Origin of the sequence: Bradyrhizobium roseum (assembly GCF_030413175.1) — a bacterium.
GTDB lineage: Bacteria > Pseudomonadota > Alphaproteobacteria > Rhizobiales > Xanthobacteraceae > Bradyrhizobium > Bradyrhizobium roseum.
Window position 1 is genome coordinate 3,846,488 of record NZ_CP129212.1, and the last position, 23,089, is coordinate 3,869,576.

Below are 23,089 nucleotides of genomic sequence, written 5' to 3' on the forward strand. Positions count from 1 at the left end.
TCCGCCGTCGCTTTTTCCCTACTGTACCCGGATCACAACGGTATCGGCCGCACCGGTCGCATCGATCACGGTCAGGCGGGCGAAACCCGGCCCGGGCGGGTCGACCAGCCGCTGGCGCCGGCTGTCGATCTCGCCCACGGCAGTCCCGTTCAGCATGACGGTCAGCGGCAGCACGCCGCCGGCAACCTTGACCGGCATCGGGGCGGCCTGCCCGTCTTGGGTGCGGTCGACATCGATCCGTGCGCCGTTCAGCGGAAACTGGATGCGCGGCATCTGATCGCTGCCGACCCGGATCAATTCGCCGACGGGCCGAAACCGCTTGAGCGGCAATGGCAGCTTGGCATTGGCTGATATCAGCGCGCCCTTTGGCGCCTTCGGCAGCGCCGCCGGGATCTTTCCGGTGCGCGCGAACGCATCGAACAGGATCGGCGCCGCCGCGGTGCGGCCGACCAGGCCCGGCACCGGCGCGCCGTCGGGACGTCCGACCCACACGCCGATCGTGATGCGGCCATCGAACCCGACCGACCACGCGTCGCGATAGCCGTAGCTGGTGCCGGTCTTGAAGGCGATCCTGTTGTGCACGCCGTTTTCCGGCGGCGGCGTGCCGAGCAGGACATTGCCGACCTGCCAGGCGGCGGCCTGATCCATCAGGCGCATCGGTTCGCGATCGTCGGATGCCAGCATGAGCTCGCGCAACGGCTTTGCCGCGCCGAGCCGCGCCAGCCCCGCATAGAGCTGCGCCAGGTCCTGCAAGCTGATGCCGACGCCGCCAAGGCCCATCGCAAGGCCGGGCGCTTCGTCCTTCGGCAGCACGAGGTTGCCGCCGGCCTGCCTCAGGCGCGACGACAGCCGGCTGGAGCCGACGCGATCGAGCAGCGCGATCGCCGGCACGTTCAGTGAGAGCTGCAGCGCCTTGCGCACCGGCACCGTGCCCTGGAACGTCATGTCGAAATTTTCCGGCGCATAGGAGCCGAAACGGACGGGGCGGTCGTCGATCAGGCTTTCGGGGTGCACAAAGCCGTCCTCGAAGGCGAGGCCGTAGATGAACGGCTTCAGCGTCGATCCGGGCGAGCGCACCGCGCGCGTCATGTCGACCTGCCCGGCGCGGCGCTCGTCGAAATAATCGGCGGAGCCGACGCGCGCCAGCACGTCGCCGCTTTCATTATCGACCGCGATGATCGCAACCGAAATGTTCGGTCCCTGCGCCACCGCGCGGTCGCGCGCCAGTCCTTCCAGCGTCTTCTGCAGGCTCGAATCCAGCGAAAGCTTGATGACCGGCGTATCCTTCACCGTCGCCATCGCGGCATCGGAGGAATGCGGCGCCAGGATCGGCATCGGCTTGCGCAACCGCGGCACCGCGACCGCCTTGGCTTGCGCGGCGTCCTCTTTCGACACCACGCCATCCTCGACCATCCGCGCCAGCACGCGGTCGCGCGCGGCGTGGGCGGCTTCCGGATGACGGTCGAGCCGACGGCGCTCCGGCGATTGCGGCAGCGCGACCAGAAGTGCGGCCTCCGCCAGCGACAGCCGCTTCGGCTCCTTGCCGAAATAGCCGTTGGACGCGGCGCGGATGCCTTCGAGATTGCCGCCGAACGGCGCCAGCGTCAGATACAGATCGAGGATCTCGTCCTTGCTGAGCTGCCGCTCGAGCTGAACCGCGCGCACCATTTGGCGCAGCTTTGCATAAAGCGATCGCTCGCGCCGCGGCTCCATCAGCCGCGCCAGTTGCATGGTGATGGTCGAACCGCCGGAGACAATGTGGCCGCGCGTACCGAACTGCAGCGCCGCGCGCCCGAGCGCCAACGGATCGACGCCGCCATGGGTCCAGAACCGGCGGTCTTCATACGCCAGCAGCAATTTCAGATAGGTCGGATCGACCGCCGTCCTGGCATCGACCGGCAGCCGCCAGCGTCCGTCCGCCATCGCATAGGCGCGCAGCAGTTTTCCGTTGCGATCGACGATCGTGGTGGAGACTTTTCGCGCCTGCTCCAGCGGCAGCGGGCCGAGCGATGCGACCCAGCCGGCGAACGCGGTGGTCGCCACGATGAGCACGAAGGCGAGCGACACCGCGATCGGTAAGAAGCGGCTTCGCCCAACACCATCCTCATGTCCGGATTTGTCCGGGTTGTGCAGCCTCTCCCTCATTTCGCCGCGCGCACCTCGACTGAACCCGTTCCGGTGCGGCCGTAGCGCGAGGGGTTGTACATGTCCTCGACATAGGCCTGCGGCAGCACGTATTTGCCGGGCGACACCGCGCGCACGATATAGGCCACCGTGAACACCGACTGGTCGTCGCTGGCGCGGTCGATGGCCGCCGTGAAGCGGTCGTCGCGGAACTCGGTATGCTCCGGCTCCTCGCCGTCCTCGATCCAGTCCAGCGTGCCGCTGTCGCCCGACGACACCAGATGCGGGTTGTCGATCTCAAGGCCGGCCGGCAGATAATCGGCCACCATGATGTGCCCGTATTCCGGCTTGGCCTCGGTGATCTTCAGCACCACGGCGAAGCGGTCGTTCTGCTTGGCCTTGCTGACGTCGGCCGGCTTGCCGTCGAGCGTGAAGTAACTGCGCTCGATCTTGAATCCGTTGGAGGCGGCCGGCTCCGGCGTTACCGGCGAACCCGACACCGAAACCACCGCCTGCACCGGCGCATCGCCGGTATTGGTGATCTTGACCGGCTTGCCGGCTACCGCCTCGGCCTTGTAGCTGCGGTAAACGGCAGCCTTGGCAGGGGCGCCATCGATGTCGAGCGACAGCGTTTCCTTCGACAGCGCCCGCGCCGCCAGCACCAGCCACGCGTTCTCCTGCGTCGAGGTGTAGGGCGAAAGCCCGCGCGCCACTTCGACGCGCTGGACGGCTTGCGTCAGTGTCGCCCGCGGCGCGTTGCCTTCGCTGGCGAGCGAGACCAGCGCCGCGGCGTCGCGCAGCGCCGAACCGTAGTCGGTGCGGCCGAACTCGAGCACGGGCTTTGGCGCCAGCGCCTCCAGCGCCGCGCCATAAACCCGCTCCGCCCGCGTCTTGTCGCCGACCAGCGCCAGCGCGGCCGCAAGCTGCGATTTCGCAATCGGCGTGGCGATATTGGAGAGCTTGGTGTCGGCAAGATAGCGCAGGTCGCCGATCGGGGCGGCGCCGTTGCGGGCCAGCACGTAGAGGCCGTAAGCGAGATCGCGGCCGCCGTCCTTTTCCGGCTCGTTGGCGTTGACCACCGAGTTGCGGATGCGATCCAGCGCGTTCTTGAACAGCACATCCGGCACCGCAAAACCCTTCTCGCGGGCGCGGGTCAAAAAGTCCGTCACATAGGCGTCGAGCCAGGAATCGTCGCCGCCCGCCGACCACAGGCCGAACGAACCGTTCGAGCCTTGACGTGCCAGCAGCCGCTCGATCGCGTCCTTGATGCGCTGGTCGACGGCGGTGTCCATCGCCAGATGCGCGCCGGCCGCGAGGTCGTTGACATAGAGCAACGGCATCGCGCGGCTGGTGATCTGCTCGGAACAACCGTGCGGATAGCGATCCAGCGCTTTCAGGATGGTGGCGGCATCGAGCGCGGTGGACAGGCCCACCGACAGCGACACGCCGCCGGTGCCGGGCACCAGGTCGGAGAACATGTCCGGCGTCAACGTCAGGCTCTCGCCCTTTGCCAGGGTCCGGATCGAACGCCGCGCCAACACCTGCGTCGCCGCCTTGACGTCGAGCGCATAGTGCCGCGCCAGCGTCAGCCCGTTCGGACCCTTGATATCGACGTCGAGATGGGCGGTGCCCGCGCCGCCGGCATCGATCGCCAGCGCCATCGAGGTTCGCTGCTTGGCAGAGAGCTTCACGGTGGTCGTCGGATTGCCCGTCACTTTCACGGGTCCCGACGTTTTCACGCTGATGCTGTAATCGCCGGGCGCGCCCTCGACATTGTCGAGATCGAAACTCATCGTGCCCTTGTCGCCATTGAGCAGGAAACGCGGCAGCGTCGCCGTCAGCACCACGGGATCGCGCACGGTAACGTCGATGGTGGCGCGGCCGAGCTTGGTCGAATTCCACGCCACCGCCATCACGCGGGCCGTGCCGGCGAATTCCGGAATGTCGAAACTGATTTCCGCGGAGCCATCGGCGCCGACCGTGACGATCCCTGAATAGAGCGCCAGCGGCTTTTGCGTCGGCGGCGACCCCTGCAGGTCCGCGCCGGCGGAATCGCCGCCGGTCCGGATCTGGCCGCGCGTGCCCTGCATGCCGTCGATCAATTGCCCATAGAGATCGCGGACTTCGGCGGTGAGACGGCGCTGGCCGAGATAGTATTCGTCCGGCGCCGGCGGCTTGTAATTGGTCAGGTTGAGAATGCCGACATCGACCGCGGCCACCACAATCTTGGCGTCCTCGCCGGGATTGAGCCCGCCGAGCTTGACCGGGATCTTCAGCGCCGTGCCGGGCCGAACCAAAGGCGGCGGCGACAACGCGACCTGCAGCGTGCGGGTCTTCTTGTCGATGCCGAACCATTTTAGCCCGATCGCCCGCCCCGGCATCCGCTGCGCCGCCGCATCGAGCGGCCGGCGCAGCGTCGCCAGCACGTAGGCGCCGGTGCCCCAATCCTTGCCGACGGTGAGCTTGACCTGCTGGGTGCCTTCCTTGACGTCGAGCGTCTGCGTCGTCAGCAGACGGTCGCCGAGCACGTTGATGGTGAGCTTGCCGGCGGTGCGGGCATTGACCGACACCACCATCGTATCGCCGGACGCGTATTCCGGCTTGTCGACCGAGGTTTCCAGGAGGTCCGGCGTGTCGGCGCTGCCGTCGGAATACCAGCCGACATCGAACTGCACCGACGTGACCGGGCCGTCCGCCTCGACCGATTTGACGTCGAGGCGATAGCGGCCGGGCTCCGGCGCAAGCGATACCCGCGCCGCCTTTTCCGCTGTCAGCGTCAGGTCGCCATCGGCGACGCGCTTGGTCGACTTGACCGGCTCATATTCCCACGACGAGTTCTGCCGGTACCATTGGTAGCGTGACTCCATCTTCAGCAGTTCGTAGCGCAGGCCATCGCGCGGCAATTGCTTGCCGTCGGCGCCGACGAAGATGACGTCGAACTCGGCCTTGTCGCCTTCCGCCACGCTCTTGTCGCCGAACAGCGGCTTGACGCCGATCAGCGCCGCCTGCGGCGCGACCGGCAGCACCAGCTTGCGCTCGACGGCGCGGCCGCCGGTCTCCACCATGCGGATGAAGATCTGCGCCTCCTGCGGACGGGTCGAGGTCGGCGCCTTGGCCAGCGACACCGGGAAGGTCGCCACGCCATTGGCGTCGGCCTCCGGCAGGTCCTCGATCGGGGTACGCTCGTTGGAGGCGGACTCTTCGTCCGCCACGCCGAACTGGTAGCCGGCATAGCCCGGCCGCCCGGAGGCTGCGGGCGCCACCAGCATGTCGCCTTCCAGCTGCAGGCCCGAAGCCGGCGCGCCGTAGAGGAATTTGCCGGCGACCTTCAGCTCCACGGGCGTTTCGGCCTTGATCGCCTTCTCCTTGGCCGAGATGTCGAACTCGATCCGCTCGGGGATGTAGTCCTCGACCATGAAGGTGGTCTCGCCGACCGACGAACCCTTGGGATCGGTAAAGGCGCGCACGCGCCAGGTCCCGGTCGGGACAGCGGAGTTGAGCGGCACCGCCATCGAGCGGCCACCCGCACCCTGGTCGGGAAGCTGGGCGCGGCGGAACTCGACGCCGTCAGGCCGCTCGATCACCAGCGTGAGCGGTCCGCCGGCCATCGCGTTGCCCTGTCCGTCGCGCAGCAGCGCGGTCAGGTAGACGGTCTCGCTCGAACGGTAGACGCCGCGCTCGGCATAGACAAAGGCGTCGGCGCCGGCCGGCACGACGCGGCCGGAAACGCCGCGATCGGTGAGGTCGAAGGCGTTGGTCTTCAGGCTGAGGAAGGCGTAGTCCGCCTTGTCGCTCATGACCGTCAGCAAGGCAGGCGACAGACCGCCCTCGCCGCGCGCCAATCCCGCCTCGAACAGCACGTGGCCGGCGTCGTCGGTCTTGCGCGTGGCAAGGATCTCGTTGTTGCGCGCGACCAGCCGCACTTCGGCCTTTGAGACGGCTTGCGTCGAGGCCAGCGAATTGACGAACACATGGATGCCGTCATTGCCGGAAAACGCCGTCAGTCCCATGTCGGAAACGATGAACCATTGCGTCGCCAGCGTGCCGTCATCGTCGCCGCCGCTGCCGGGACCCTTGGCCGACGCCGTCATCACATAGACGCCGGGCTGCAGGTCGCCGAGCGCCTGGTCGACCGGGAACGCCGTCACGACGTCCTGGTTCAGCGTGCTTGCCGTGGCGAGTTCGCCGGTCCAGACCTTGACGCCGCGCTCGTCGCCCAGGCTGGAGAGCTGGTAGCTCGACAGCGTCTTCTGGAAATCGCTGTCGACCACCGTGTTGATCAGGTTGCGGTCGCCGATCCGGAACACGTTGACGTTCACCGACGGCGTATTGACGCTGACCAGCGGAATGCCGCGCTGGCCGGTGCGCGGCAGCACATAGGCGCGGCCGGTGAAGCGCACGAACGGCTTGCGGTCACGCACATAGATGTTGAACTCGGCCGATTTCGGCAGCGACTCCTTCACCGTCGACGGCAGGCCGGCGCGCAAATTGATGTTGTAGCGCTCGCCGTGCTTCAGCCCGTCGACGCAGAGCTGCTTGCCTTCGCTCGTCAGCGCCGGCTTGTCGGTGCCGGCCTGCGCCACGAACGGTGCGAAGTCGACCCGCTTGGCGAGGTCCTCGGAGAACTGGAAGCAGGCGCGCGGCGAAGCCCCGTCGGAATCCACGGTATAGTCCAGAAGGCGGAAACCGTGCTGCTCGCGCATCTTCTCATACTGGCCGCGCACCTCGGCGACCTCCCGCAGGTCGAGCGACAGCCGCAAGCTGTCCAGCGCCGGACGCCACAGCTTGCGCTCGGACATCGCCCGGCCGAGCACGGCCAGCGCGTCGGCCTCCTCCGCCGCGTTGCCTGCGCGCTGATAGGCGATATAGGCCGCGGTTGAAGCGCGCTCGTACAGAAACGTCTGCTCGCTGGAACTGGCGGAGCGGATCTGGAAGATGGTTTTGGCGAGTTTCAGCCAGTTGGAACTGTCCTCGGGCGCGGTGGCCGCAATCTGGCCGAGGATCTGCAGGCCGACACGGAAATCGGAACGCCGGAAAGCCGCATCGGCGTCGTTGCGCAGCGTCGCGGAAGATTTGGCGACCGGCCCGGCTTCGCTCTTGATCTGGGCCTCCAGCTTCACCGCCGAATCGGCCAACTCGTCGCGCTTGAGCGCCTTGTCCGCGGCGCCCGCCGCCGTCAGGCCGAGCGCCAGCGTGGCGCAAATCACTGTGGCGCGAACCAAACCGGTCATGATGGGCTCCTTGCCGCGGACATCGGCCGCGTAACGTCAGAAAGTGCGCGAAATAGTGACGGACTGATGACAGGGATTGTTGGCTTGCGAAAGGTCGCATGCATGGCGCTGGCAGTCCAAACCGTCCCGGCCGCCTGACCGGCGGGGCGCCGGTGGCTGGCTTTGTATCAGGGGCGGACCGATAGGCTATGGCCCGCCGCCTGCCTTGGTCGCGAAGTCACAGAAATCGGTTCGACCGGCTTGGCGGAAAAGCGGATTTTTCATATTGCCAGTGCTAAATAAGGAAGGTCTATACAGGCGGATACTGGCGCGGTTCCGTACCGACGGTCCCATAGCTCAACTGGATAGAGTAACGGATTTCTACTCCGTGGGTTGCAGGTTCGAATCCTGCTGGGATCGCCACCACTTGGACCGATGCGGCAATGGCCGATCCGCTCCGCCGCCGGTTTTGTGGAACGTTCGCCCATCGCAGGCATTCGACCTGCACGTGCGGGCCGCGATTGCCGTAATCCGATGAGGACCGATCGGTCAGCACGACGGGCTTCCTGAACGCACCCGGAGGAAACGTGTCATGCGACTGATGATATCGATGGCGATTCTCGCCCTTACAGCCCTGCCCGCGCTCGCCGACCGCCAGGTTACCGAGGACGAGCGCGCCAAGCTCACCGCCGCGGTCCAGGCCGAGGGATGTAACGGCGGCAAATTCGAAATGGACGAAGACGACCAGCAGTTTGAAGTCGACGATGCCGTCTGTGGCGACAGCAAGAAATACGACCTCAAATTCGATACCCAGATGCGGTTGAAGCGCAAAAATCTGGACTAACGGACCAAAGGTGGGCGGGCGGGAAAACTCGTCAATCCCCGGGGCGATGAAGCCACGTGTGTTGCACGAAGGGCACGACGCCCGCGCCTTTCAGCTGCAGAGGCCGAACGGGGCTCTATCTTTGCGCGCCGTGTCGCGCCTGCACTAGCCCGGAGCCCGCCACGGAGGCATGGTACCTTGCGGGGGAAGCTATATACGCAGGGACAGCCATCATGACGGCAAGAGTAGCGCACAGCAAGGCCAAGCGACCTCCGTCAACCCCGAGGAAGCCGCCTATCCCAGCCGCCAAGCTGGCCCGGCGGCTCGCCGAGGTTCAGGCATTGCGCAAGCTCGTTCAGAAAGCCGAAGCCAGCCGCCGGGCTTTCTGATTTGTCTATGCGGCGTACCTGATCCGGAAATCGTCGATCCGCCTGCCGGATTTCAATTGAGCGGCCAGCCAGCGGGGCGTCTTGCCCCGGCCTGCCCAGGTTTCCGAAGGCTGCTCGGGATTCCGGTATTTTGGTACGACCACGGGATAGGGCCGTCGTACGCGCAACGCCTTGGCCCGGGACGATTTGGCTCGCGACGACTTTGCACCCGAGGATTTGGCGCCGGGGGGCCTGGCGCCCAGCCGCTTCCGGCCGGAAGATTTGGCAACCGGCGATTTGTTGGCAGCAGCCGCAGGTTTGTTGGCAGGAGTCGCCGGTCGAATTTCAATCCCGCGCTGGAGCAGCTTCAGACGGCTTTCCAGCAGGCTCTTTTCCGCCGTCAACGCCGCAGCTAGCCGCTTGGCAACTTCCTCATGGAGTGCCCATAATTCGTCGGTCGACATCGACTTGAAGTCATTTGAATTCATGACGGTCCCAAATCATGATTTGATTTCGAGGGCTCATCGTCGAAATAAAACATGAGCATAACAAGGCCGATTCAAGACACTTGCTGTCTTAAGTCAGATTTTTAATTTCAAATGCACCTACTCGGATGGCCGATTTAATTTGCCGTCCACGCAATCAATCCGATACTGCAGCGCGTCTGTGCGCGCCAGGCGCGACGTCGATCAACGATCCAAGAAAGCCCGGGGCAGCACGCCATGATTTGCGGCTTCGGCATAATTTCGGCTTATAATACCGCCAACAAATTGATCCGTTGCCCTGACAAAGGATGCGGACCGTCATGCCGAGAAAAGGAATTACCGGTCACGACGAGTGGGTCGTCACCGAAGCGCTGGCAACGGCGCTGATCGCGCTCGAACAACTCAAACCGACCCAGCAATCGCGCCAACAGATGGACGACATCAAGAAATTGCTGGCCGCCAAGTGTCAGCCAGGCACCATGAACCTGCATCTCGCCCAGGCAAAGTGCCGGCTAAACCCGCACGCCGATCGCGCCGATATCTATCGAGAGTACGGATTTGAGGATCGCGAAGTCTGAAACCGGAGTGCTGCGGGCAACGTATTGCGCACCAGGAAAAGTTGGAAGGACGTCACCATGAAGCTGCCGCACGCATCTGCCGGCGCAACGGCGCTGATCATTCTGGCCGCGGCAATCGCCCTGCCCGCGCCTGCACGGGCGCAGACCTACGATCCGAGCTATCCGGTCTGCCTGCAGGTGTATCAGGGCATCGCGGATTTCTATTTTGAGTGCCATTACCGGACGATGGCGCAGTGCGCAGCGTCGGCCTCGGGCCGCTCGGCGCAATGCGTGGTCAACCCGTATTACGGCGGGCCAAAGGCTGCGCGCGACAAACGGCAAAAGCGGCCTCAGGCCTATTAATATCCTAGGCCGCCCGATTTAAGACCGGGCGCCCCGCCGTTCACCTGCGCGCCACCCTCGGCGGCGGACACGCATGCATTTCGCTACATGATACCCTATCGCAGCGTCTCGCCGCAGACCTTACCCGTGACATGCGACTTTCTGCGATCATTAAAATTGATTGTTTACGAAAATGGCCGAACCTGACGGCCAGCCGGGCGCCCTTCGATAAGCTCCTGTTTGCCACGGCATGGCACGAATTGATGAAAACACCGATTGAACTCGAACGCCGAACGATTACGAGAACGACGATATCGAAAGACGCGCTGCTGTTCTTTGACACTCAGCGCGGCGTCCTCACCTGCCGCGTTCAGGACGTGACCAATATGGGGGCTGGAATTGAACTCCACAGCCTGAATTTGCTGCCGTTGGATTTTGAATTGAGTTTCGACAAGTTTCACACCATTCGCGAATGCCGCGTGATCTGGCGACAAGGCGATTTCGTCGGCGTTGCGTTTCAGAACTGATCGGCGTGCAGACCGGCTCCTCCATCGTCACCGCTCGAGGTGAACCTCTGCCTTGACAATTGATGTGCAGGCTCTGGAACCAATATCCTGACAATGCGTCGAATCCCTGCGCTTCCGGCCCGCCGGAAGACGTTGCATGCATTTGATGACTGTTCGGTCGCGTCCCTTTGCGTGGGGCTCGTTTGGAGGTCCATGACGGGAGTTCGGTAATGTCCTGGGATCGTCCTTTCCCTCAACCTGTCCCTCTCCCGGAAGGACCGCCCGCACAGACCCTGCGCGACGCCGCCAGCTACATCAGGACACTTCCTCCGACAGAGCGCGACTGTCAGGAATGGCGGCTTGCCGTTCAGATGTTGATCGATGCTGCGGAAGACCGTGCTCCCATGCTGTTTGCCCATATGGGAATTGTCAGGGCGCTCGAAGCGCGCACGAAGGCGCGCTCAGCCCCGCGCGCCAACGCTCAGGTCGGGACATGAAGCACGGGCCCGACGTCAGCATCTGAAATACGACCGACCTTACTGGCCGATGTTTTGAAATGACGGAAGGCTGTCAGGGCGAGCGGATCAGGACTATTGGGAAATGCATCTGCAGCCGGCCTGTCCGCTCCCTTATGCGACGTGCCTGATGCGAAAGTCATCGATCTGCTTGCCGGATTTCAACTTTGCAGCAAGCCAGCGCGGAGTCTTGCCGCGTCCTGCCCACGTCTCGGACGGCCGATCTGGATTACGGAACTTCGGAACGACAGCAGGATACGGGCGCCGACCCGTCGGCGAAATCACGCGCTCTTCGACACCACCCTTAAGTTGCCTCAGCCGATCTTCGAGCACGCGCTTTTCAGCAAGCAGCGCGTCCGCGAGCCTGGATGCAATCTCTTCGTGAAGCGCCCAAAGCTCCTCGGTGGACATCGATCTGAAGTCATTCCGGTTCACGATCGTCCCCAAGCAGAATTGGTTGAAGCGATGTTGGCAGCAAGTATCGGAACAAGCCAATCACACATCTCTTGTCCAGCGGTAGATGTTCCAACAATAACCGCCGCTCGAAAGTAGGGTTCTCCGAGTTGCAAGGCTCCGTCAGACCTGAATATCAGATAATGCAGCGAAACTGTGTTTAAGAATCACCTGCACAACCAGTGATAGATTGGTTCAACGCACATCGCAACTCAAGCAACGATCTGAAACGACAAGTCTGTTCTTGACGCTTTCCTGATGCCGCCGCCCTCGACCGCTGCGCGCAAACCGAGCCATGCGGCGTCGCACTCAACTCAATCTTGCCACATCTCCGCCACGCCAACGGCAAAGTCCGGTCGGAACTTTGGTGCGGAACTTCCGGCCGGGCGCGAGCCTGTCCAGCAACAGAATGTTGTGGTCATGGCAGAGTATCGCCGCCGCAAGAACTGCGGTGCATCAAGACTACGGTTTGCAGCGCTGGCGCTCGCGCTGACGTCGCCGCAGGCCTTCGCCGACACCTTTCAGGAAAAGTGGATGGGGCGGATCGCCCGGCCGCCGGCGGACGATCAGGAAGCCTCCGTCTATTGGCAGGGCGAGTGGGACGCGCGCGGCAAGCGTTTCAAGGCCAACGAGGTCTCCTGCGCGCACCGTACCGAAGCGTTTGGCACCATCTTCGTCGTCACCAATCTGGAAAACGGCAAGAAGATACGTTGCCCGGTGCAGGATCGCGGGCCGTATGCCCGCGGCCGGGTTCTCGACTTCTCGCTCGGCGCCGCGCGCCAGATCGGCTGCGATGGCTTGTGCCGCGTCACCGTGCGCCGCGCCGGCTACGAGTAGTTTCTTACATTCCACTCGCCCACAGGATGCATCTTGAATCACCCCCATTGTTGCCGCCGGGTGACATCGTTTGGGGTGAAATCCGATAGTCTGGTCCGGTTCCGTCGACGAAAGGCGACAAACCATCTTGTCCGCCCTCAATACCGCCGAGCCCCCCGGTCGTCGAAACCGGGAGGTGATAAGGGTCAAAATGCCTGACCCGGGCGGCCCACAATAGCCGAGCGCGCGTCTCCCTGGGGTAGGTGTAAGGGGCGGCGCCCGGCTATTCGGGCCGCGCGGCGGTGCGGCGCTAACAGGAACTCATTTTTAACTTAAAGGAAATTTAAAAATATCTTGAATGGTGTTGATTTTTGTAGCCGCGCTTGTCGGCGAGCCCGGACGGTCCAGCAGAATGGAACCAACACGGCGCAAATCGTCGGCTGAAATCACGATGATCCAGCGCTCTTTTTGCCCGGTCCGCGCATCGGCCGGCATCGCCGGCTGACCTCGGACTTGGAGACCTTCAGGCCGCCCGTCTACGTCTGTTCCTCGGACGCAAAGAGCGGCAAGCCCGCGTCCTTGACGAGGTCCGCCGCGCACGACGTTGATCGCCGACACCCCGGTCGCTCCATGACCGCATGCGGCGTTTGCAGAATTCCGATGTGAGGGGCCTGAGAGGCGACGAAGAGCTAGACGAGGCCCGGAGTGCCTAGGAGTCCGGGCCTCGTGGCCTCCAGTGGCAAGCGTTCGTCGTGATGATGAACGAACGCCCTGCCCCCCGCTGCAAGCGCCGTCGTTATAGATGCGCCGCTCGCGCCCAGCCAATCCGTACGAGTACGGTGCGATAAGGTGGTGCTTATTGCTTGTGTGTGTCCGGCACGCAATTGCAGCGCGCCCCGACGGCGAGCCGCCGCGCTCTACTGCCTGTCGAACGGAATATACTGCTGATACTCTTTCGGCACTGAGTTCCGATAACGCGCCGGCACCGTGCCACGCTCGACGGAACGATCGATCTCCTGCTGCCGCGTCATCCTGGCCGGCTTCTTTTTCTTCACCGCCGTCTTCTGTTGAGGGGCCGCGTTTTCAGCAGGCGTCTTTTCAAGGGGCTTGGCCTCCGGTGTGGGAGTGGAAGCCGCCGGCGGAGGCGCCGGTGCGGTTCCGCCACTGGGCGCACCCTGCGCCAGCGCAACGCTGGACGGCAGAACGAAAAGGGCAACCGCCGATGCGGCAACCACGAGACGAGACAGTTTCTGCATGAAAAACTCCGGTCGAACCCCGTTACCGGACGATCCTATTACGTCCGCAGCCGTCCGCACACCGGGATTTTGGCGACACGAACGGCCAGCAGCCGGCTGTCCCTGAACCGACTGCAGCTCGTGAACACAAAGGCCAGCCGGCTGCAGCGCCAATCAGGTCCGAGCTCGGCGCTGGCGGCCGGCTCCGGATGGGACAGGCCGATCATCATGAGACCCGTAAAGGCAAGTGCGATCACGGCGGCGATGAGCGCAATGTTTTTGCGGGTCCACCAATTATGGGGCATGGCGATCGCTCCAGTTGAGACGCTGGAACAATAGGAACGACCTGCTTTGATCCTGGTGAACGGGTTCACACTACACGGAGATGTGCGCACGCCTGGCTTAAACGGAGATGTGCGCACTCCCGGCTTAAGGTGAAAGCGGGTATAACTCGACCAGTTCCATTGCCTGCGCGAATCTCATACCTGACACTGTGTGCTCGGGGTGAGCGCGTGGGCGGGGCGTGCGATGGATGAGCAGGGAACGGGCTATGACTACGTCAGGTACAAGAAACTGCTGGCGGAAGCCGTCGACGAGCCTAAGCGGCTCGAACTGATCGAGATCATGATCAGGGAAAATGCGCGCGACAGGTTGGAGGCGCAGCGCGCCGCGGACCGGATCGCGATAACGGTGATGACGGTGGCGCGTGTTCTCGGCCCCGGTGGCCGTAGCGATCAGTTCTAGGACAGCGCGTCACTTCCCGAAACGGCTGCGCCCCGGACGAGGCCCTGCCCCCCAAGGGGCTGTTTTTCCGGTCACGCAAGTCTCCCCTGCTCTGCCGGCCCATTTCGACGCTGGCGTTTTGTCCCGGGTTCACTTACTTAGGCCCCATCCCGCGCCCGTGGCGCGCGCAAACCCCATAGAGAAAGCGACAAGGCCTTTTTATGAGCGGATTCAAGGAACCGAGCTTTGCGGATCGCCAGAAGGCCGCGATGCAGGCGCGGCAGGACATTTTGAACAAGTTTCGCGCCAAGCCGGGACTCGACGATCCCGAAGTGCAGCGCCGTCAGGCCGAGCGCGAGGCCCAGGCCGCCGCCCGCGCCAAGGCGCGAGAGGCCAAGGAAGCCGCAAAGGCCGAGCAGAAGCGTCTCGAGGCCGAGGCCGCCGCGGCGGAGGCTGCCCGGGTCGCGCGTGAAAAGGAAGAAGAAGCCGCCAGGCTGGCGGCGCTGGAGGCCGAGCAGAAGGCCAAGCGCGATGCCCGTTACGCTGCCCGCAAAGGCAAGGGCAAGAAGAAGTAAGCAAGGGAGCGGGCGCACCGCTGCCTCTCGCCGGGATCCATTCAGCCCGATTTCAAGCGTCCCGGCATTGCGGGCCGGTACATCAGCACCAGATCTCCGGATGCGTACGTGATGCCGCATCCGGAAATCGCAAAACCTGCGGGACCCAAAAACCGGGGACCCTGGTTCAATCGTCGCTGCCTTTGCGCAACGCTACGCGCTTGCCGGCAGCGAATGACGGCGCGGCTCAGTTCTTTTTCATGCCGTCGTCTTTTTTCATGCCGTCTTTCATCATGCCGTCCTTCTTCATGCCGTCATCCTTCTTCATCGCGTCCTTGGACATCGAATCCTTGGACATCGAATCCTTCTTCATTCCGTCGTCCTTGCCCATCTTGTCCTGAGCGAAAGCAGCTGGCGCGAACGCAAGGCCGAGCGAAACGAGGGCGGCAGACAGGCTGAGGCCGATACGGGTCGTGGTCATGGGGTCTGGTCCTTTGGGTTGGTTTCTCGAAAGCGACATCCGCCGCTTCCTCCAACGACGATGCGGTGACCGTGTTTGTTACCGGCCAGCCTCCACGTTCCGGCATTGTCACGGATAGTTGAACGCCAATGGAGGACGGTTGGAGTTTCGTTCCCCCGCGTAAACGCTTCGCGATTGGTGCAGCCGATGATGGGCTAGTCTTCCCGGGAGCGCGCGGCCCCGCCTTTAAAGCCGTGCTTGCGCCGCGATCGAGCCGCCGCCGACGACCTGCAGCAGGTCGGTCCGCACCGCCTCGATATGCTGCGCCAGAAACCGGCAGGCCTCGTCGATCTGCCGGGCCCGGCACAACGCGATCAAATGGGCGTGCTCTTTTTCGGCCGTTCCCATCGTCTTGGTGTTGGAGAGCTGCAAGCGCGTATAGCGGTCACTGGTCTGCAGCAATGCGATGACGATCGCCCTGGTACGCGGCCGCCGTGCGCGAACGTACAACGCCATATGGAAGTCAGCATTGAGTTGCCCCCACTCGCTGACATTGCCCGCTTTGATCGCCTTCTCGAAGCGCTTCTGGATGTCAGCCAGCCCGGCAAAGTCTTCGTCCGTGAAATGCGGCGCCGATTGCGCCAACAACCGCGGCTCCAGAATCCCGCGCAGATCGAACACGTCGTTGATTTCGTCGAGCGAGAGCTCGGAGACGATGGCGCCCTTTTGCGGAACGATACGCACCAGCCCTTCGGCTTCCAGCTGAAACAGCGCCTCGCGCACCGGAATGCGGCTGACGCCGTAGGCCTCGCCCAAGGCGTCCTGCCGCAGTTGGGATCCGGCCGGATAGGTCCCGTCGAGGATCGACTGCCTCAGCTGGTCGACGATCGCAGCCGACAAGGTCCGGTGCTTGAGAGGGACTTTCATTCCAGCTTCCGTCATCTCACCGCTCCAGGCGAAGAGAGCAAGTTTTGCACGTCGAAAGAGCGCCTGCCCTGACAAAAGCAGTCTGGGGCGGATTCTGCCCAGAATTTGCGTTTGACACGATTGTATAAATTATACATTTCTGAAACGCACGCTAAATCTCAGGGGCAGCGGGGGTCTTTCAATGATCGAGCAGACGGTTCCGGACGCGCCGGCTTTCAGCGCCCGACGGATCGTTGTCGGCGCCTCCAGCGCGCTGCTGGCATGCGAGCGCCTTGCTTTGATGGGGCTGATGTATCTTCTGACGGCCCTGATCCTGATCAACGTCGTCACGCGCTACTCGCATTTTCCGATCTACTGGATCGATGAATCCGCTGTTTACTGCGTGGTCTGGCTGACGTTCATCGGCGCCTCCGCCATGACGCGGCTGCGGCTCGACTTCGCGGTCACCATGATGACCGAGCGCCTTTCGGCGCGCAGTCAGAAGGCGGCCAAGATCATCGCCACCGGCATGGTCGTGCTGTTCGGTGTCGCCCTGATCGCGACCTGCGTGCTCTGGATGGACCCGGTCGGCCTTGCCCGCGCCGGCTTCGACGGGCGCAAGCTCGCCGCCGAAACCTTCAACTTCCTCTACACCGAACGCACGCAGACGCTGAACTGGCCGACCTGGGTCGTCTACCTGACGCTCCCGATCTTCGCGGTGTCGATGACCGTCCATGGCCTCGCCAACCTGCTGGAAGACCTCGAACTGGTCCCGCGCACGCCGCCAAAAGGCTTTCAGCTCTCCGAGCTCGACGGGGTCAACTAGTGATCACCTCGGCTGCCTTCATCGCAATCATGCTGGTCGGGGTGCCGATCGGGCTTTGTCTTTGCCTCGCGGGCCTCATCTATATCGTCGCGTCGGGCAATCCCGTCCTGTTCCAGTCCTATCCGCTGCAGCTGTTCGGCGGCGTCGACAGCTATGGCCTGATCGCCATCCCGCTCTTCATCCTGATCGGCGAGATCATGAATGGCGGCGGCATTACCCGGCGCATCGTCGATATGGCGATGGCCTTTGTCGGCTCGCTGAAAGGCGGCCTCGCCTACGTCAACATCCTCGCCAACATGTTCATCTCCTCCATCCTGGGATCTGCGACCGCGCAGGTCGCGATCATGGCGCAGATCATGGTCCCCGAGATGGAGAAGAAGGGCTATGACAAGACCTTTGCGGCGGGGCTCACCGCCTATGGCGGCATGCTCGGGCCGATCATCCCGCCATCGGTCATGTTCGTCGTTTACAGCGTGCTGGCGCAGGTGTCCGTCAGCGACATGCTCATTGCCGGCATCGTGCCGGGCGTGATCCTCACGGCGATGTTCTGCGTCGTCATCGCCCTGATGGGATACGTCTACAATTATCCCAAGGCCGATTATCAGACCCCGCGGCAGCGCGTGGGGACCATCCTGCGGACGTCGCCGACGCTGCTGATCCCCATCGTGATCGTGGGCAGCATCCTCGGCGGGCTGGCCAACGCGACAGAGTCCGCAGCCATCGGCGCGGTGGCGGCGGCGCTGGTCGGAAAATACTGGACCAGGGAGTTCGAGTTCTCGCAACTGCCGCAGATGATGCTGCGCGCGGGAATCTACTCGGCCATCGTGCTGTTCCTGGTCGCTGCCGCCGCCGTATTCTCCTGGGTCCTCATCTTCGGAAAAGTCCCGCAGGAGACCGCCGCCTGGATCCAGACGGTCGCCAAGGATCCGGTCAGCTTCATGCTGATCTGCAACGTGATCCTGCTCGTCATCGGCACCGTCATCGACGGCATTCCCGGCCTGATCATGACGGTCCCGATCCTGCTGCCGGTTGCCACTGACATCTATCACATCGATCCGCGCCATTTCGGCGTGGTCGTCGTGATCAATCTGGTGCTCGGACTGCTGTCTCCTCCGGTCGGCCTCTGCTTCTTCGTCGCGGCTGCCGTCACCGGCGCCAAGCCGGGAAAGATGTTCCTCGTGACGCTGCCGCTGTTCGTCGTCTCCTGCGTCCTCTTGGTGCTGCTCTCGCTCTATCCGTCGCTTTCTCTCGTCCTCATCAAATAGGTTCAAATCCTAAAGGAGTTCACGCATGTCGCTTTCCCGTCGCCGCTTCCTCGCCGCCAGCGCGGCCGTGCCACTGTTTGCGCCGTCGTTGGCGCTGGCGCAGGCCAAGGAGTTTCGCCTTGGCCTGATCACGCCCAACGGCCATTCCTGGAACAAGGCGGCGCTGAAACTCGGCGACGATCTCAAGGCGGCGACCAACGGCCGCCTGACCATGACGGTGTTTCACTCCGGCCAGCTCGGCAACGAGCCGGCGATGATGCAGCAATTGCAGTCTGGCGCGCTCGACATGGGCTTCATCCAGGCCGCCGAGCTCGGTTCGCGCGTGCCGCATATCGCGGCGATCAACGCGCCCTACATCGTGCGTTCGACGCCGGCGGTCGCCAAATTCGTTCGCCATCCCGCGGCGATCAAGCTGTTCGAGGTGCTGCCGCAGGAAACCGGAACGATCGGGCTGGGCTGGGGCATCACCGGTATGCGCGCCGTGTTCTCGTCAAAGGACCTGACGAGCCTGGCCGACATCAAGGGCATGAAGCTGCGCATCAACCCGACGCCGGTCTATCGCGATTTCTATTCGTCGCTGGGCGCGGCACCGACGCCGATCCCGACGCCGCAGGTGTTCGACGCCATGGCCAACGGCCAGGTCGACGGCCTCGAGGCGGATCTCGAGTTCTCCTGGAACCAGCGTTTCGACAAGGTCTCAAAGGTCATCCTGCAGATGAACGCCGTCTTCATGCCGATGGCGGCGGTGGTTTCCGGCCGCGTCTGGCAATCGTTGCCGGCCGCCGACCGCGAGTTGATCACCAAGACCGTCAAATCCACGCTCGATGCCCAGATCGACGAGCTTGCTGGCAACGAGCCAAAGCTGATCGAGAATTTCAAGAGCGCGCCGATCCCGATCCGTCAGGTCGACGTCAAGGATACCGAGGCTGTCATCGCCGAGTTCGACAAGATCTGGCTGCCGAAGGCCCCCGTCCTCGCCGAGCTGCGCAAGGTCGGCGCGACGCTCTGATCCTCCCTCCTTCTTCCAATCAAATCCGGCGGATCGATCAGATCCGCCGGCCAATCCCAATCGGAGCACCAATGAGCCCACGCATTTCCTGGGAAGGCGTCTTCCCGGCCGTCACCACCCAATTCAATGACGATCTGTCGCTCAATATCGATGCCACCGCCAAGGTCATGGACGGCCTGATCCGCGACGGCGTTTCGGGATTGATCGTCTGCGGGTCGGTCGGCGAGAACACCTCGCTCGAGCGCAAGGAAAAGATCGCCATCATGGAGACGGCGAAGTCGGTCGCCGCCGGCCGCGTGCCCGTCCTGTGCGGCATTGCCGAGTTCACCACCGCATTCGCCGTCGAGACCGCGAAAGAAGCCGCGCGTGTCGGCATCGACGGCGTGATGGTGATGCCGGCGCTGGTCTATTCATCAAAACCGCATGAGACCGCCGCACACTTCCGCGCGGTTGCCACCGCGACCGACCTGCCCGTGATGCTCTACAACAATCCGCCGATCTACAAAAACGATGTGACGCCGGACATTCTCGCGACGCTTGCCGATGTCGAAACCGTCGTATGCTTCAAGGATTCCTCAGGCGATACGCGCCGCTTCATCGACACCCGCAACATGGTCGGCGATCGTTTTGTGCTGTTCGCCGGCCTCGACGACGTCATTGTCGAAAGCGTGGCGATGGGCGCGGTGGGCTGGGTCTCCGGCATGTCGAACGCCTTCCCGCGCGAGGGCGAGACGCTGTTCCGCCTCGCCAGAGCGGGTCGCTACGCCGAGGCGATGCCGCTCTACGAATGGTTCATGCCGCTGCTGCACCTCGATGCCCGTCCGGACCTCGTCCAGTGCATCAAGCTGTGCGAGCACATCATGGGCCGCGGCTCCGCCCTGACCCGCCCGCCACGGCTGGCGCTGCTGCCACACGAGAAGGCCGAGGTCGAAGCGATGATGGCGAAAGCGCTGAAGAACCGGCCGGTGTTGCCGAGCGTCGGACTGAAGGCGGCGTAGGCCGCCTACTTCGCCGCCCGCGCCTTCGCATTCAACGCCGCCGCGACGCGGCTGACCGGCGGACGGCCGATCAGCCCGCTCACGACATTGGTCGCGGCCACCAGTTTTGTCATGTCGACGCCGGTCGCAATGCCCATGCCTTCGAGCATGTAGACCACGTCCTCCGTCGCGACGTTGCCGGTCGCGCCGGGGGCGTAGGGGCAGCCGCCGAGCCCGCCGGCGGCGGAATCGATCACGCGGCAGCCCTCTTCCATCCCGGCGTAGAGATTGGCGAGCGCCTGCCCATAGGTGTCGTGGAAATGCATCGCCAGCTTGGCCATCGGCACATGACCAGCGACCGCACGCAGCAATTGCCGCGCCTTCAGCGGCGTACCGACGCCAATGGTGTCGCCGAGCGAGACTTCGTAGCAACCGAGATCCCACAGGACCTTTGCGACATCGACCACCGCCTGCAGCTTGATCTCGCCCTCATAGGGACAACCGAGCACGGTCGAAATGTAGCCGCGCACCCGCACGCCATCGGCCTTGGCACGGGCGAGCACCGGCTTGAACCGCTCAATCGATTCCGCAATCGAGCAATTGATATTGGCGCGCGAAAAACTCTCCGATGCCGCCGCGAATATCGCGATCAGTTTGGCGCCGGCAGCCTGCGAGGCCTCGTAACCTTTCTCGTTCGGCACCAGCACCGGCAGTTCGCAATCCCTGTGATGGCTGACGCCGCGCAGCACCTCGGCCGATCCGACCATTTGCGGGATCGCCTTGGGCGACACGAACGCGCCGACCTCGACCGATGTGACCCCGGCATCGATTAACGCCTCGACGAAAACGATCCGGTCGGCGACGCTGATCGGGGTCTTCTCATTCTGCAGCCCGTCGCGCGGGCCGACCTCGACGATGTGGACACGGTCGCTCATGATGCCGCCGGCTCGATTTCGGCCAGTTCGACGCCTTCACCGACGATATCGCCGACCTTGCACTTGATCTTCTTCAATACACCTGCGAACGGCGCGCGCAGCGTCTGCTCCATCTTCATCACTTCCAGCGTGAGGATCGCCGCACCCTTTTCCAGCGTTGCGCCCTCCTCGGCCAGCAGCGCGACCACGGTGCCCGGCAGCGGCGCCACGATCTTGTCCTCGCCGACCTGTTCCTCGGTCTCGCCACCGAATGGATCGATCCAGTGCAGATCGAAGCGGCCGTTGCGGGTGCGCAAGTAAAGCTCGTGGCCCTCGATCACGGCGGTGACGCGCGATTTCATGCCGTCGATCGTCAGATCGAAGCTGCCATCATTCACCGGCGAGATCGCGACGACGAAGTCGTGCTTGCCGATCGAGAGCGTCATCGGCCCGGAGCCATAGTGCAGCGTCACCTTGTGCTCGGCGCCCTGTCCCTGACGGAACGAGAACACCCGCTGCCGCCTGCCGACCGGCATCCAGCCAAACGTCTGCCACGGCGAGTCCTTGGGAGCGGATTTCTGCTCGCCGTCGACGATCGCCGCGACCGCGGCGCAAAGCTCGAGATCGCCGGCCTCGCCGGATGATTCCGTCAGCTTCTTCAGCTCCCGCTCGATGAAGCCGGTGTCGATGGTATTGGCGCGCACGTTCGGATGCGTGATGAGCGCCGACAGGAACGGGATATTGGTGACGATGCCGCGGACGTCGGTTTCTTCCAGCCCGCGGTTGAGCCGCTCGATCGCGGCCTGGCGGGTCGGCGCCCAGGCGATCACTTTGGCCAGCATGGCGTCGTAGTACGGCGACACCGCATCGCCGCCGCGATAGCCGGCGTCGATCCGCAGGCCGTCGACGGCATCCGGCGTGCGCCAGGTCTTGATCCGGCCCACGGACGGCATGAAGTTCTTCTGCGGATTTTCGGCGTAGACCCGCGCCTCGATGGCATGGCCGTGCAGCTTGATCTCGTCCTGCCCCATCGGCAGTTTTTCGCCGAACGCCACCCGCAACTGCCATTCGACCAGATCGACGCCGGTGATCAGCTCGGTCACGGGATGTTCGACCTGCAGGCGGGTGTTCATCTCGATGAAGAACACGTCCTTGCCGTCGGAGACGAACTCGATGGTGCCGGCGCCGACATAGCTTACGGCGGCGGCGGCCTTGCGCGCAGCGGCACAGACGGCTTCGCGCTGCGTGGCGTCCAGCGTCGGCGACGGCGCCTCCTCGATCACCTTCTGGTGCCGCCGCTGCAAGGTGCATTCACGTTCCCAGAGCGAGAGCAGATTGCCATGGCTGTCGCCGATGATCTGCACCTCGATGTGACGCGGGTTTTGCACGAACTTTTCGATCAGCATGCGGTCGTCGCCGAACGCCGCCTTGGCCTCGCGCTTGGCGCTGACGATCGCCGCTGAAAGCTCGCCGGCCGAATTGACCGCGCGCATGCCGCGCCCGCCGCCGCCGGCGGACGCCTTTACCAGCACGGGGAAGCCGATCCTGTCGGCGGCTTTCGCGAGCGTCGCCTCGTCCTGTGCCTCGCCGTGGTAGCCCGGCACCAGAGGGACGCCGGCCTTTTCCATCAGCGCCTTGGAGCCCGACTTCGAGCCCATTGCCGTCATCATCTCGGCGGTGGGACCGACGAACACCAGGCCGGCATCCAGGCAGGCCTGCGCGAACGCGGCATTTTCGGACAGAAACCCGTAACCGGGGTGGACGGCCTCGGCACCGGTCTTCTTCGCAGCATCGATGACGCGTTCGATGTTGAGATAGCTGTCCCGCGCCCGCGCCGGCCCCAGCAGCACCGCCTCATCCGCCATCGCGACATGCATCGCGTCGCGGTCGGCTTCGGAATAAACCGCCACGGTGCGCAGGCCCATGGCGCGGGCGGAGCGGATAACGCGGCAGGCGATCTCGCCCCGGTTGGCGATCAGCAGCGTGCGAAAACGCCGGTAAAGTTTTGCGCGGTCCATCAT

Annotated in this window: 22 protein-coding genes and 1 tRNA gene; 12 read left to right on the top strand and 11 right to left on the bottom strand. The window is 63.8% G+C overall.

All coding sequences use genetic code 11. The annotated features are described in order from the left end of the window. Positions 1-18: 18 nt before the first annotated feature. Positions 19-2,145, bottom strand: coding sequence for a penicillin-binding protein 1C (gene pbpC / locus QUH67_RS18450; RefSeq protein ID WP_300940207.1), 2,127 nt, complete (start codon positions 2,143-2,145; stop codon positions 19-21). Next, a complete protein-coding gene (locus tag QUH67_RS18455; RefSeq protein ID WP_300940208.1) occupies positions 2,142-7,355 on the bottom strand; it encodes an alpha-2-macroglobulin family protein in 5,214 nt (1,737 codons plus the stop codon). The genes pbpC and QUH67_RS18455 overlap by 4 nt, the downstream gene beginning before the upstream one ends. Positions 7,356-7,680: 325 nt before the next feature. On the opposite strand from QUH67_RS18455, the gene QUH67_RS18460 reads away from it, so the two are divergent. Together QUH67_RS18460 and QUH67_RS18465 are read left to right on the top strand one after the other, a co-directional pair. Next, positions 7,681-7,757, top strand: a tRNA-Arg gene (locus tag QUH67_RS18460). A gap of 169 nt (positions 7,758-7,926) precedes the next feature. Then, entirely contained in the window at positions 7,927-8,178 is a 252-nt protein-coding gene (locus tag QUH67_RS18465; protein WP_300940209.1) for a PepSY domain-containing protein, read from the top strand. 373 nt (positions 8,179-8,551) lie between these two features. On the opposite strand, the gene QUH67_RS18470 is transcribed toward QUH67_RS18465, so the two are convergent. Next, positions 8,552-9,013, bottom strand: coding sequence for an H-NS histone family protein (locus QUH67_RS18470; RefSeq protein WP_300940210.1), 462 nt, complete (start codon positions 9,011-9,013; stop codon positions 8,552-8,554). Between the two features lie 317 nt (positions 9,014-9,330). Between QUH67_RS18470 and QUH67_RS18475 the strand changes: the two genes are divergently transcribed. The 3 genes from QUH67_RS18475 to QUH67_RS18485 all read left to right on the top strand — a co-directional run bounded on the left by QUH67_RS18475 (position 9,331) and on the right by QUH67_RS18485 (position 10,436). Further along, positions 9,331-9,588 carry a hypothetical protein gene (locus tag QUH67_RS18475; protein ID WP_300940211.1) on the top strand — a complete coding sequence of 86 codons (258 nt, stop codon included), beginning with the start codon at positions 9,331-9,333 and terminating at the stop codon, positions 9,586-9,588. 57 nt (positions 9,589-9,645) lie between these two features. Next, positions 9,646-9,930 carry a DUF3551 domain-containing protein gene (locus tag QUH67_RS18480; RefSeq protein WP_300940212.1) on the top strand — a complete coding sequence of 95 codons (285 nt, stop codon included), beginning with the start codon at positions 9,646-9,648 and terminating at the stop codon, positions 9,928-9,930. Positions 9,931-10,061: 131 nt separating this feature from the next. After that, the gene (locus tag QUH67_RS18485; RefSeq protein WP_300940213.1) at positions 10,062-10,436 is read left to right on the top strand and encodes a hypothetical protein; all 375 of its coding nucleotides are present in this window, start codon (positions 10,062-10,064) and stop codon (positions 10,434-10,436) included. A 608-nt stretch (positions 10,437-11,044) separates the two neighbouring features. Here the strand turns inward: QUH67_RS18485 and QUH67_RS18490 are convergent. Beyond that, entirely contained in the window at positions 11,045-11,341 is a 297-nt protein-coding gene (locus QUH67_RS18490; RefSeq protein WP_300940214.1) for an H-NS histone family protein, read from the bottom strand. A gap of 462 nt (positions 11,342-11,803) precedes the next feature. Between QUH67_RS18490 and QUH67_RS18495 the strand changes: the two genes are divergently transcribed. Beyond that, positions 11,804-12,220 (top strand): septal ring lytic transglycosylase RlpA family protein, encoded by a 417-nt coding sequence (locus QUH67_RS18495; RefSeq protein ID WP_300940215.1) that lies wholly within the window; start codon positions 11,804-11,806, stop codon positions 12,218-12,220. Between the two features lie 306 nt (positions 12,221-12,526). Here the strand turns inward: QUH67_RS18495 and QUH67_RS18500 are convergent, their stop codons facing one another. The 3 genes from QUH67_RS18500 to QUH67_RS18510 form a co-directional block, all read right to left on the bottom strand. Continuing rightward, entirely contained in the window at positions 12,527-12,817 is a 291-nt protein-coding gene (locus tag QUH67_RS18500; protein ID WP_300940216.1) for a hypothetical protein, read from the bottom strand. A 299-nt stretch (positions 12,818-13,116) separates the two neighbouring features. After that, the gene (locus tag QUH67_RS18505; protein ID WP_300940217.1) at positions 13,117-13,455 is read right to left on the bottom strand and encodes a hypothetical protein; all 339 of its coding nucleotides are present in this window, start codon (positions 13,453-13,455) and stop codon (positions 13,117-13,119) included. Between the two features lie 38 nt (positions 13,456-13,493). Beyond that, positions 13,494-13,739: a hypothetical protein gene (locus tag QUH67_RS18510; RefSeq protein WP_300940218.1), complete on the bottom strand. Its 246-nt coding sequence runs from the start codon at positions 13,737-13,739 to the stop codon at positions 13,494-13,496. A 223-nt stretch (positions 13,740-13,962) separates the two neighbouring features. Between QUH67_RS18510 and QUH67_RS18515 the strand changes: the two genes are divergently transcribed. Further along, positions 13,963-14,178 (top strand): hypothetical protein, encoded by a 216-nt coding sequence (locus QUH67_RS18515; protein WP_300940219.1) that lies wholly within the window; start codon positions 13,963-13,965, stop codon positions 14,176-14,178. Positions 14,179-14,378: 200 nt separating this feature from the next. Beyond that, positions 14,379-14,732 (top strand): DUF6481 family protein, encoded by a 354-nt coding sequence (locus QUH67_RS18520; RefSeq protein WP_300940220.1) that lies wholly within the window; start codon positions 14,379-14,381, stop codon positions 14,730-14,732. Positions 14,733-14,958: 226 nt separating this feature from the next. On the opposite strand, the gene QUH67_RS18525 is transcribed toward QUH67_RS18520, so the two are convergent. Together QUH67_RS18525 and QUH67_RS18530 are read right to left on the bottom strand one after the other, a co-directional pair. Continuing rightward, positions 14,959-15,192, bottom strand: coding sequence for a pentapeptide MXKDX repeat protein (locus tag QUH67_RS18525; RefSeq protein WP_300940221.1), 234 nt, complete (start codon positions 15,190-15,192; stop codon positions 14,959-14,961). Positions 15,193-15,417: 225 nt separating this feature from the next. Beyond that, complete coding sequence (locus QUH67_RS18530) at positions 15,418-16,098, bottom strand: GntR family transcriptional regulator (protein ID WP_300940222.1); 681 nt, start codon at positions 16,096-16,098, stop codon at positions 15,418-15,420. Between the two features lie 181 nt (positions 16,099-16,279). Between QUH67_RS18530 and QUH67_RS18535 the strand changes: the two genes are divergently transcribed. From QUH67_RS18535 to QUH67_RS18550, 4 genes are all read left to right on the top strand, one after another. Next, a complete protein-coding gene (locus QUH67_RS18535) occupies positions 16,280-16,903 on the top strand; it encodes a TRAP transporter small permease (protein WP_300940223.1) in 624 nt (207 codons plus the stop codon). Further along, entirely contained in the window at positions 16,903-18,168 is a 1,266-nt protein-coding gene (locus tag QUH67_RS18540; RefSeq protein ID WP_300940224.1) for a TRAP transporter large permease, read from the top strand. Before QUH67_RS18535 ends, QUH67_RS18540 begins: the two co-directional genes overlap by 1 nt. Positions 18,169-18,193: 25 nt before the next feature. Further along, entirely contained in the window at positions 18,194-19,177 is a 984-nt protein-coding gene (locus QUH67_RS18545) for a TRAP transporter substrate-binding protein (protein ID WP_300940225.1), read from the top strand. 71 nt (positions 19,178-19,248) lie between these two features. After that, a complete protein-coding gene (locus tag QUH67_RS18550) occupies positions 19,249-20,175 on the top strand; it encodes a dihydrodipicolinate synthase family protein (protein WP_300940226.1) in 927 nt (308 codons plus the stop codon). 5 nt (positions 20,176-20,180) lie between these two features. On the opposite strand, the gene QUH67_RS18555 is transcribed toward QUH67_RS18550, so the two are convergent. Together QUH67_RS18555 and QUH67_RS18560 are read right to left on the bottom strand one after the other, a co-directional pair. Next, positions 20,181-21,089: a hydroxymethylglutaryl-CoA lyase gene (locus QUH67_RS18555; RefSeq protein ID WP_300940227.1), complete on the bottom strand. Its 909-nt coding sequence runs from the start codon at positions 21,087-21,089 to the stop codon at positions 20,181-20,183. Continuing rightward, positions 21,086-23,086, bottom strand: a complete 2,001-nt coding sequence (locus tag QUH67_RS18560; protein WP_300940228.1) for an acetyl/propionyl/methylcrotonyl-CoA carboxylase subunit alpha — start codon at positions 23,084-23,086, stop codon at positions 21,086-21,088. Before QUH67_RS18560 ends, QUH67_RS18555 begins: the two co-directional genes overlap by 4 nt. Positions 23,087-23,089 lie beyond the last annotated feature (3 nt).

Excerpts from the sequence above, each read along its gene's own strand:
- QUH67_RS18545 (WP_300940225.1), top strand. The coding sequence starts at position 18,194 with ATGTCGCTTTCCCGTCGCCGCTTCCTCGCCGCCAGCGCGGCCGTGCCA.
- QUH67_RS18510 (WP_300940218.1), bottom strand. The coding sequence starts at position 13,739 with ATGCCCCATAATTGGTGGACCCGCAAAAACATTGCGCTCATCGCCGCC.
- QUH67_RS18470 (WP_300940210.1), bottom strand. The coding sequence starts at position 9,013 with ATGAATTCAAATGACTTCAAGTCGATGTCGACCGACGAATTATGGGCA.
- QUH67_RS18505 (WP_300940217.1), bottom strand. The coding sequence starts at position 13,455 with ATGCAGAAACTGTCTCGTCTCGTGGTTGCCGCATCGGCGGTTGCCCTT.
- QUH67_RS18555 (WP_300940227.1), bottom strand. The coding sequence starts at position 21,089 with ATGAGCGACCGTGTCCACATCGTCGAGGTCGGCCCGCGCGACGGGCTG.
- QUH67_RS18485 (WP_300940213.1), top strand. The coding sequence starts at position 10,062 with ATGCGACTTTCTGCGATCATTAAAATTGATTGTTTACGAAAATGGCCG.
- QUH67_RS18475 (WP_300940211.1), top strand. The coding sequence starts at position 9,331 with ATGCCGAGAAAAGGAATTACCGGTCACGACGAGTGGGTCGTCACCGAA.
- QUH67_RS18495 (WP_300940215.1), top strand. The coding sequence starts at position 11,804 with ATGGCAGAGTATCGCCGCCGCAAGAACTGCGGTGCATCAAGACTACGG.
- QUH67_RS18525 (WP_300940221.1), bottom strand. The coding sequence starts at position 15,192 with ATGACCACGACCCGTATCGGCCTCAGCCTGTCTGCCGCCCTCGTTTCG.
- QUH67_RS18480 (WP_300940212.1), top strand. The coding sequence starts at position 9,646 with ATGAAGCTGCCGCACGCATCTGCCGGCGCAACGGCGCTGATCATTCTG.
- QUH67_RS18490 (WP_300940214.1), bottom strand. The coding sequence starts at position 11,341 with ATGTCCACCGAGGAGCTTTGGGCGCTTCACGAAGAGATTGCATCCAGG.
- QUH67_RS18530 (WP_300940222.1), bottom strand. The coding sequence starts at position 16,098 with ATGAAAGTCCCTCTCAAGCACCGGACCTTGTCGGCTGCGATCGTCGAC.
- QUH67_RS18560 (WP_300940228.1), bottom strand. The coding sequence starts at position 23,086 with ATGGACCGCGCAAAACTTTACCGGCGTTTTCGCACGCTGCTGATCGCC.
- QUH67_RS18550 (WP_300940226.1), top strand. The coding sequence starts at position 19,249 with ATGAGCCCACGCATTTCCTGGGAAGGCGTCTTCCCGGCCGTCACCACC.
- QUH67_RS18465 (WP_300940209.1), top strand. The coding sequence starts at position 7,927 with ATGCGACTGATGATATCGATGGCGATTCTCGCCCTTACAGCCCTGCCC.
- QUH67_RS18515 (WP_300940219.1), top strand. The coding sequence starts at position 13,963 with ATGGATGAGCAGGGAACGGGCTATGACTACGTCAGGTACAAGAAACTG.
- QUH67_RS18520 (WP_300940220.1), top strand. The coding sequence starts at position 14,379 with ATGAGCGGATTCAAGGAACCGAGCTTTGCGGATCGCCAGAAGGCCGCG.
- pbpC (WP_300940207.1), bottom strand. The coding sequence starts at position 2,145 with ATGAGGGAGAGGCTGCACAACCCGGACAAATCCGGACATGAGGATGGT.
- QUH67_RS18455 (WP_300940208.1), bottom strand. The coding sequence starts at position 7,355 with ATGACCGGTTTGGTTCGCGCCACAGTGATTTGCGCCACGCTGGCGCTC.
- QUH67_RS18535 (WP_300940223.1), top strand. The coding sequence starts at position 16,280 with ATGATCGAGCAGACGGTTCCGGACGCGCCGGCTTTCAGCGCCCGACGG.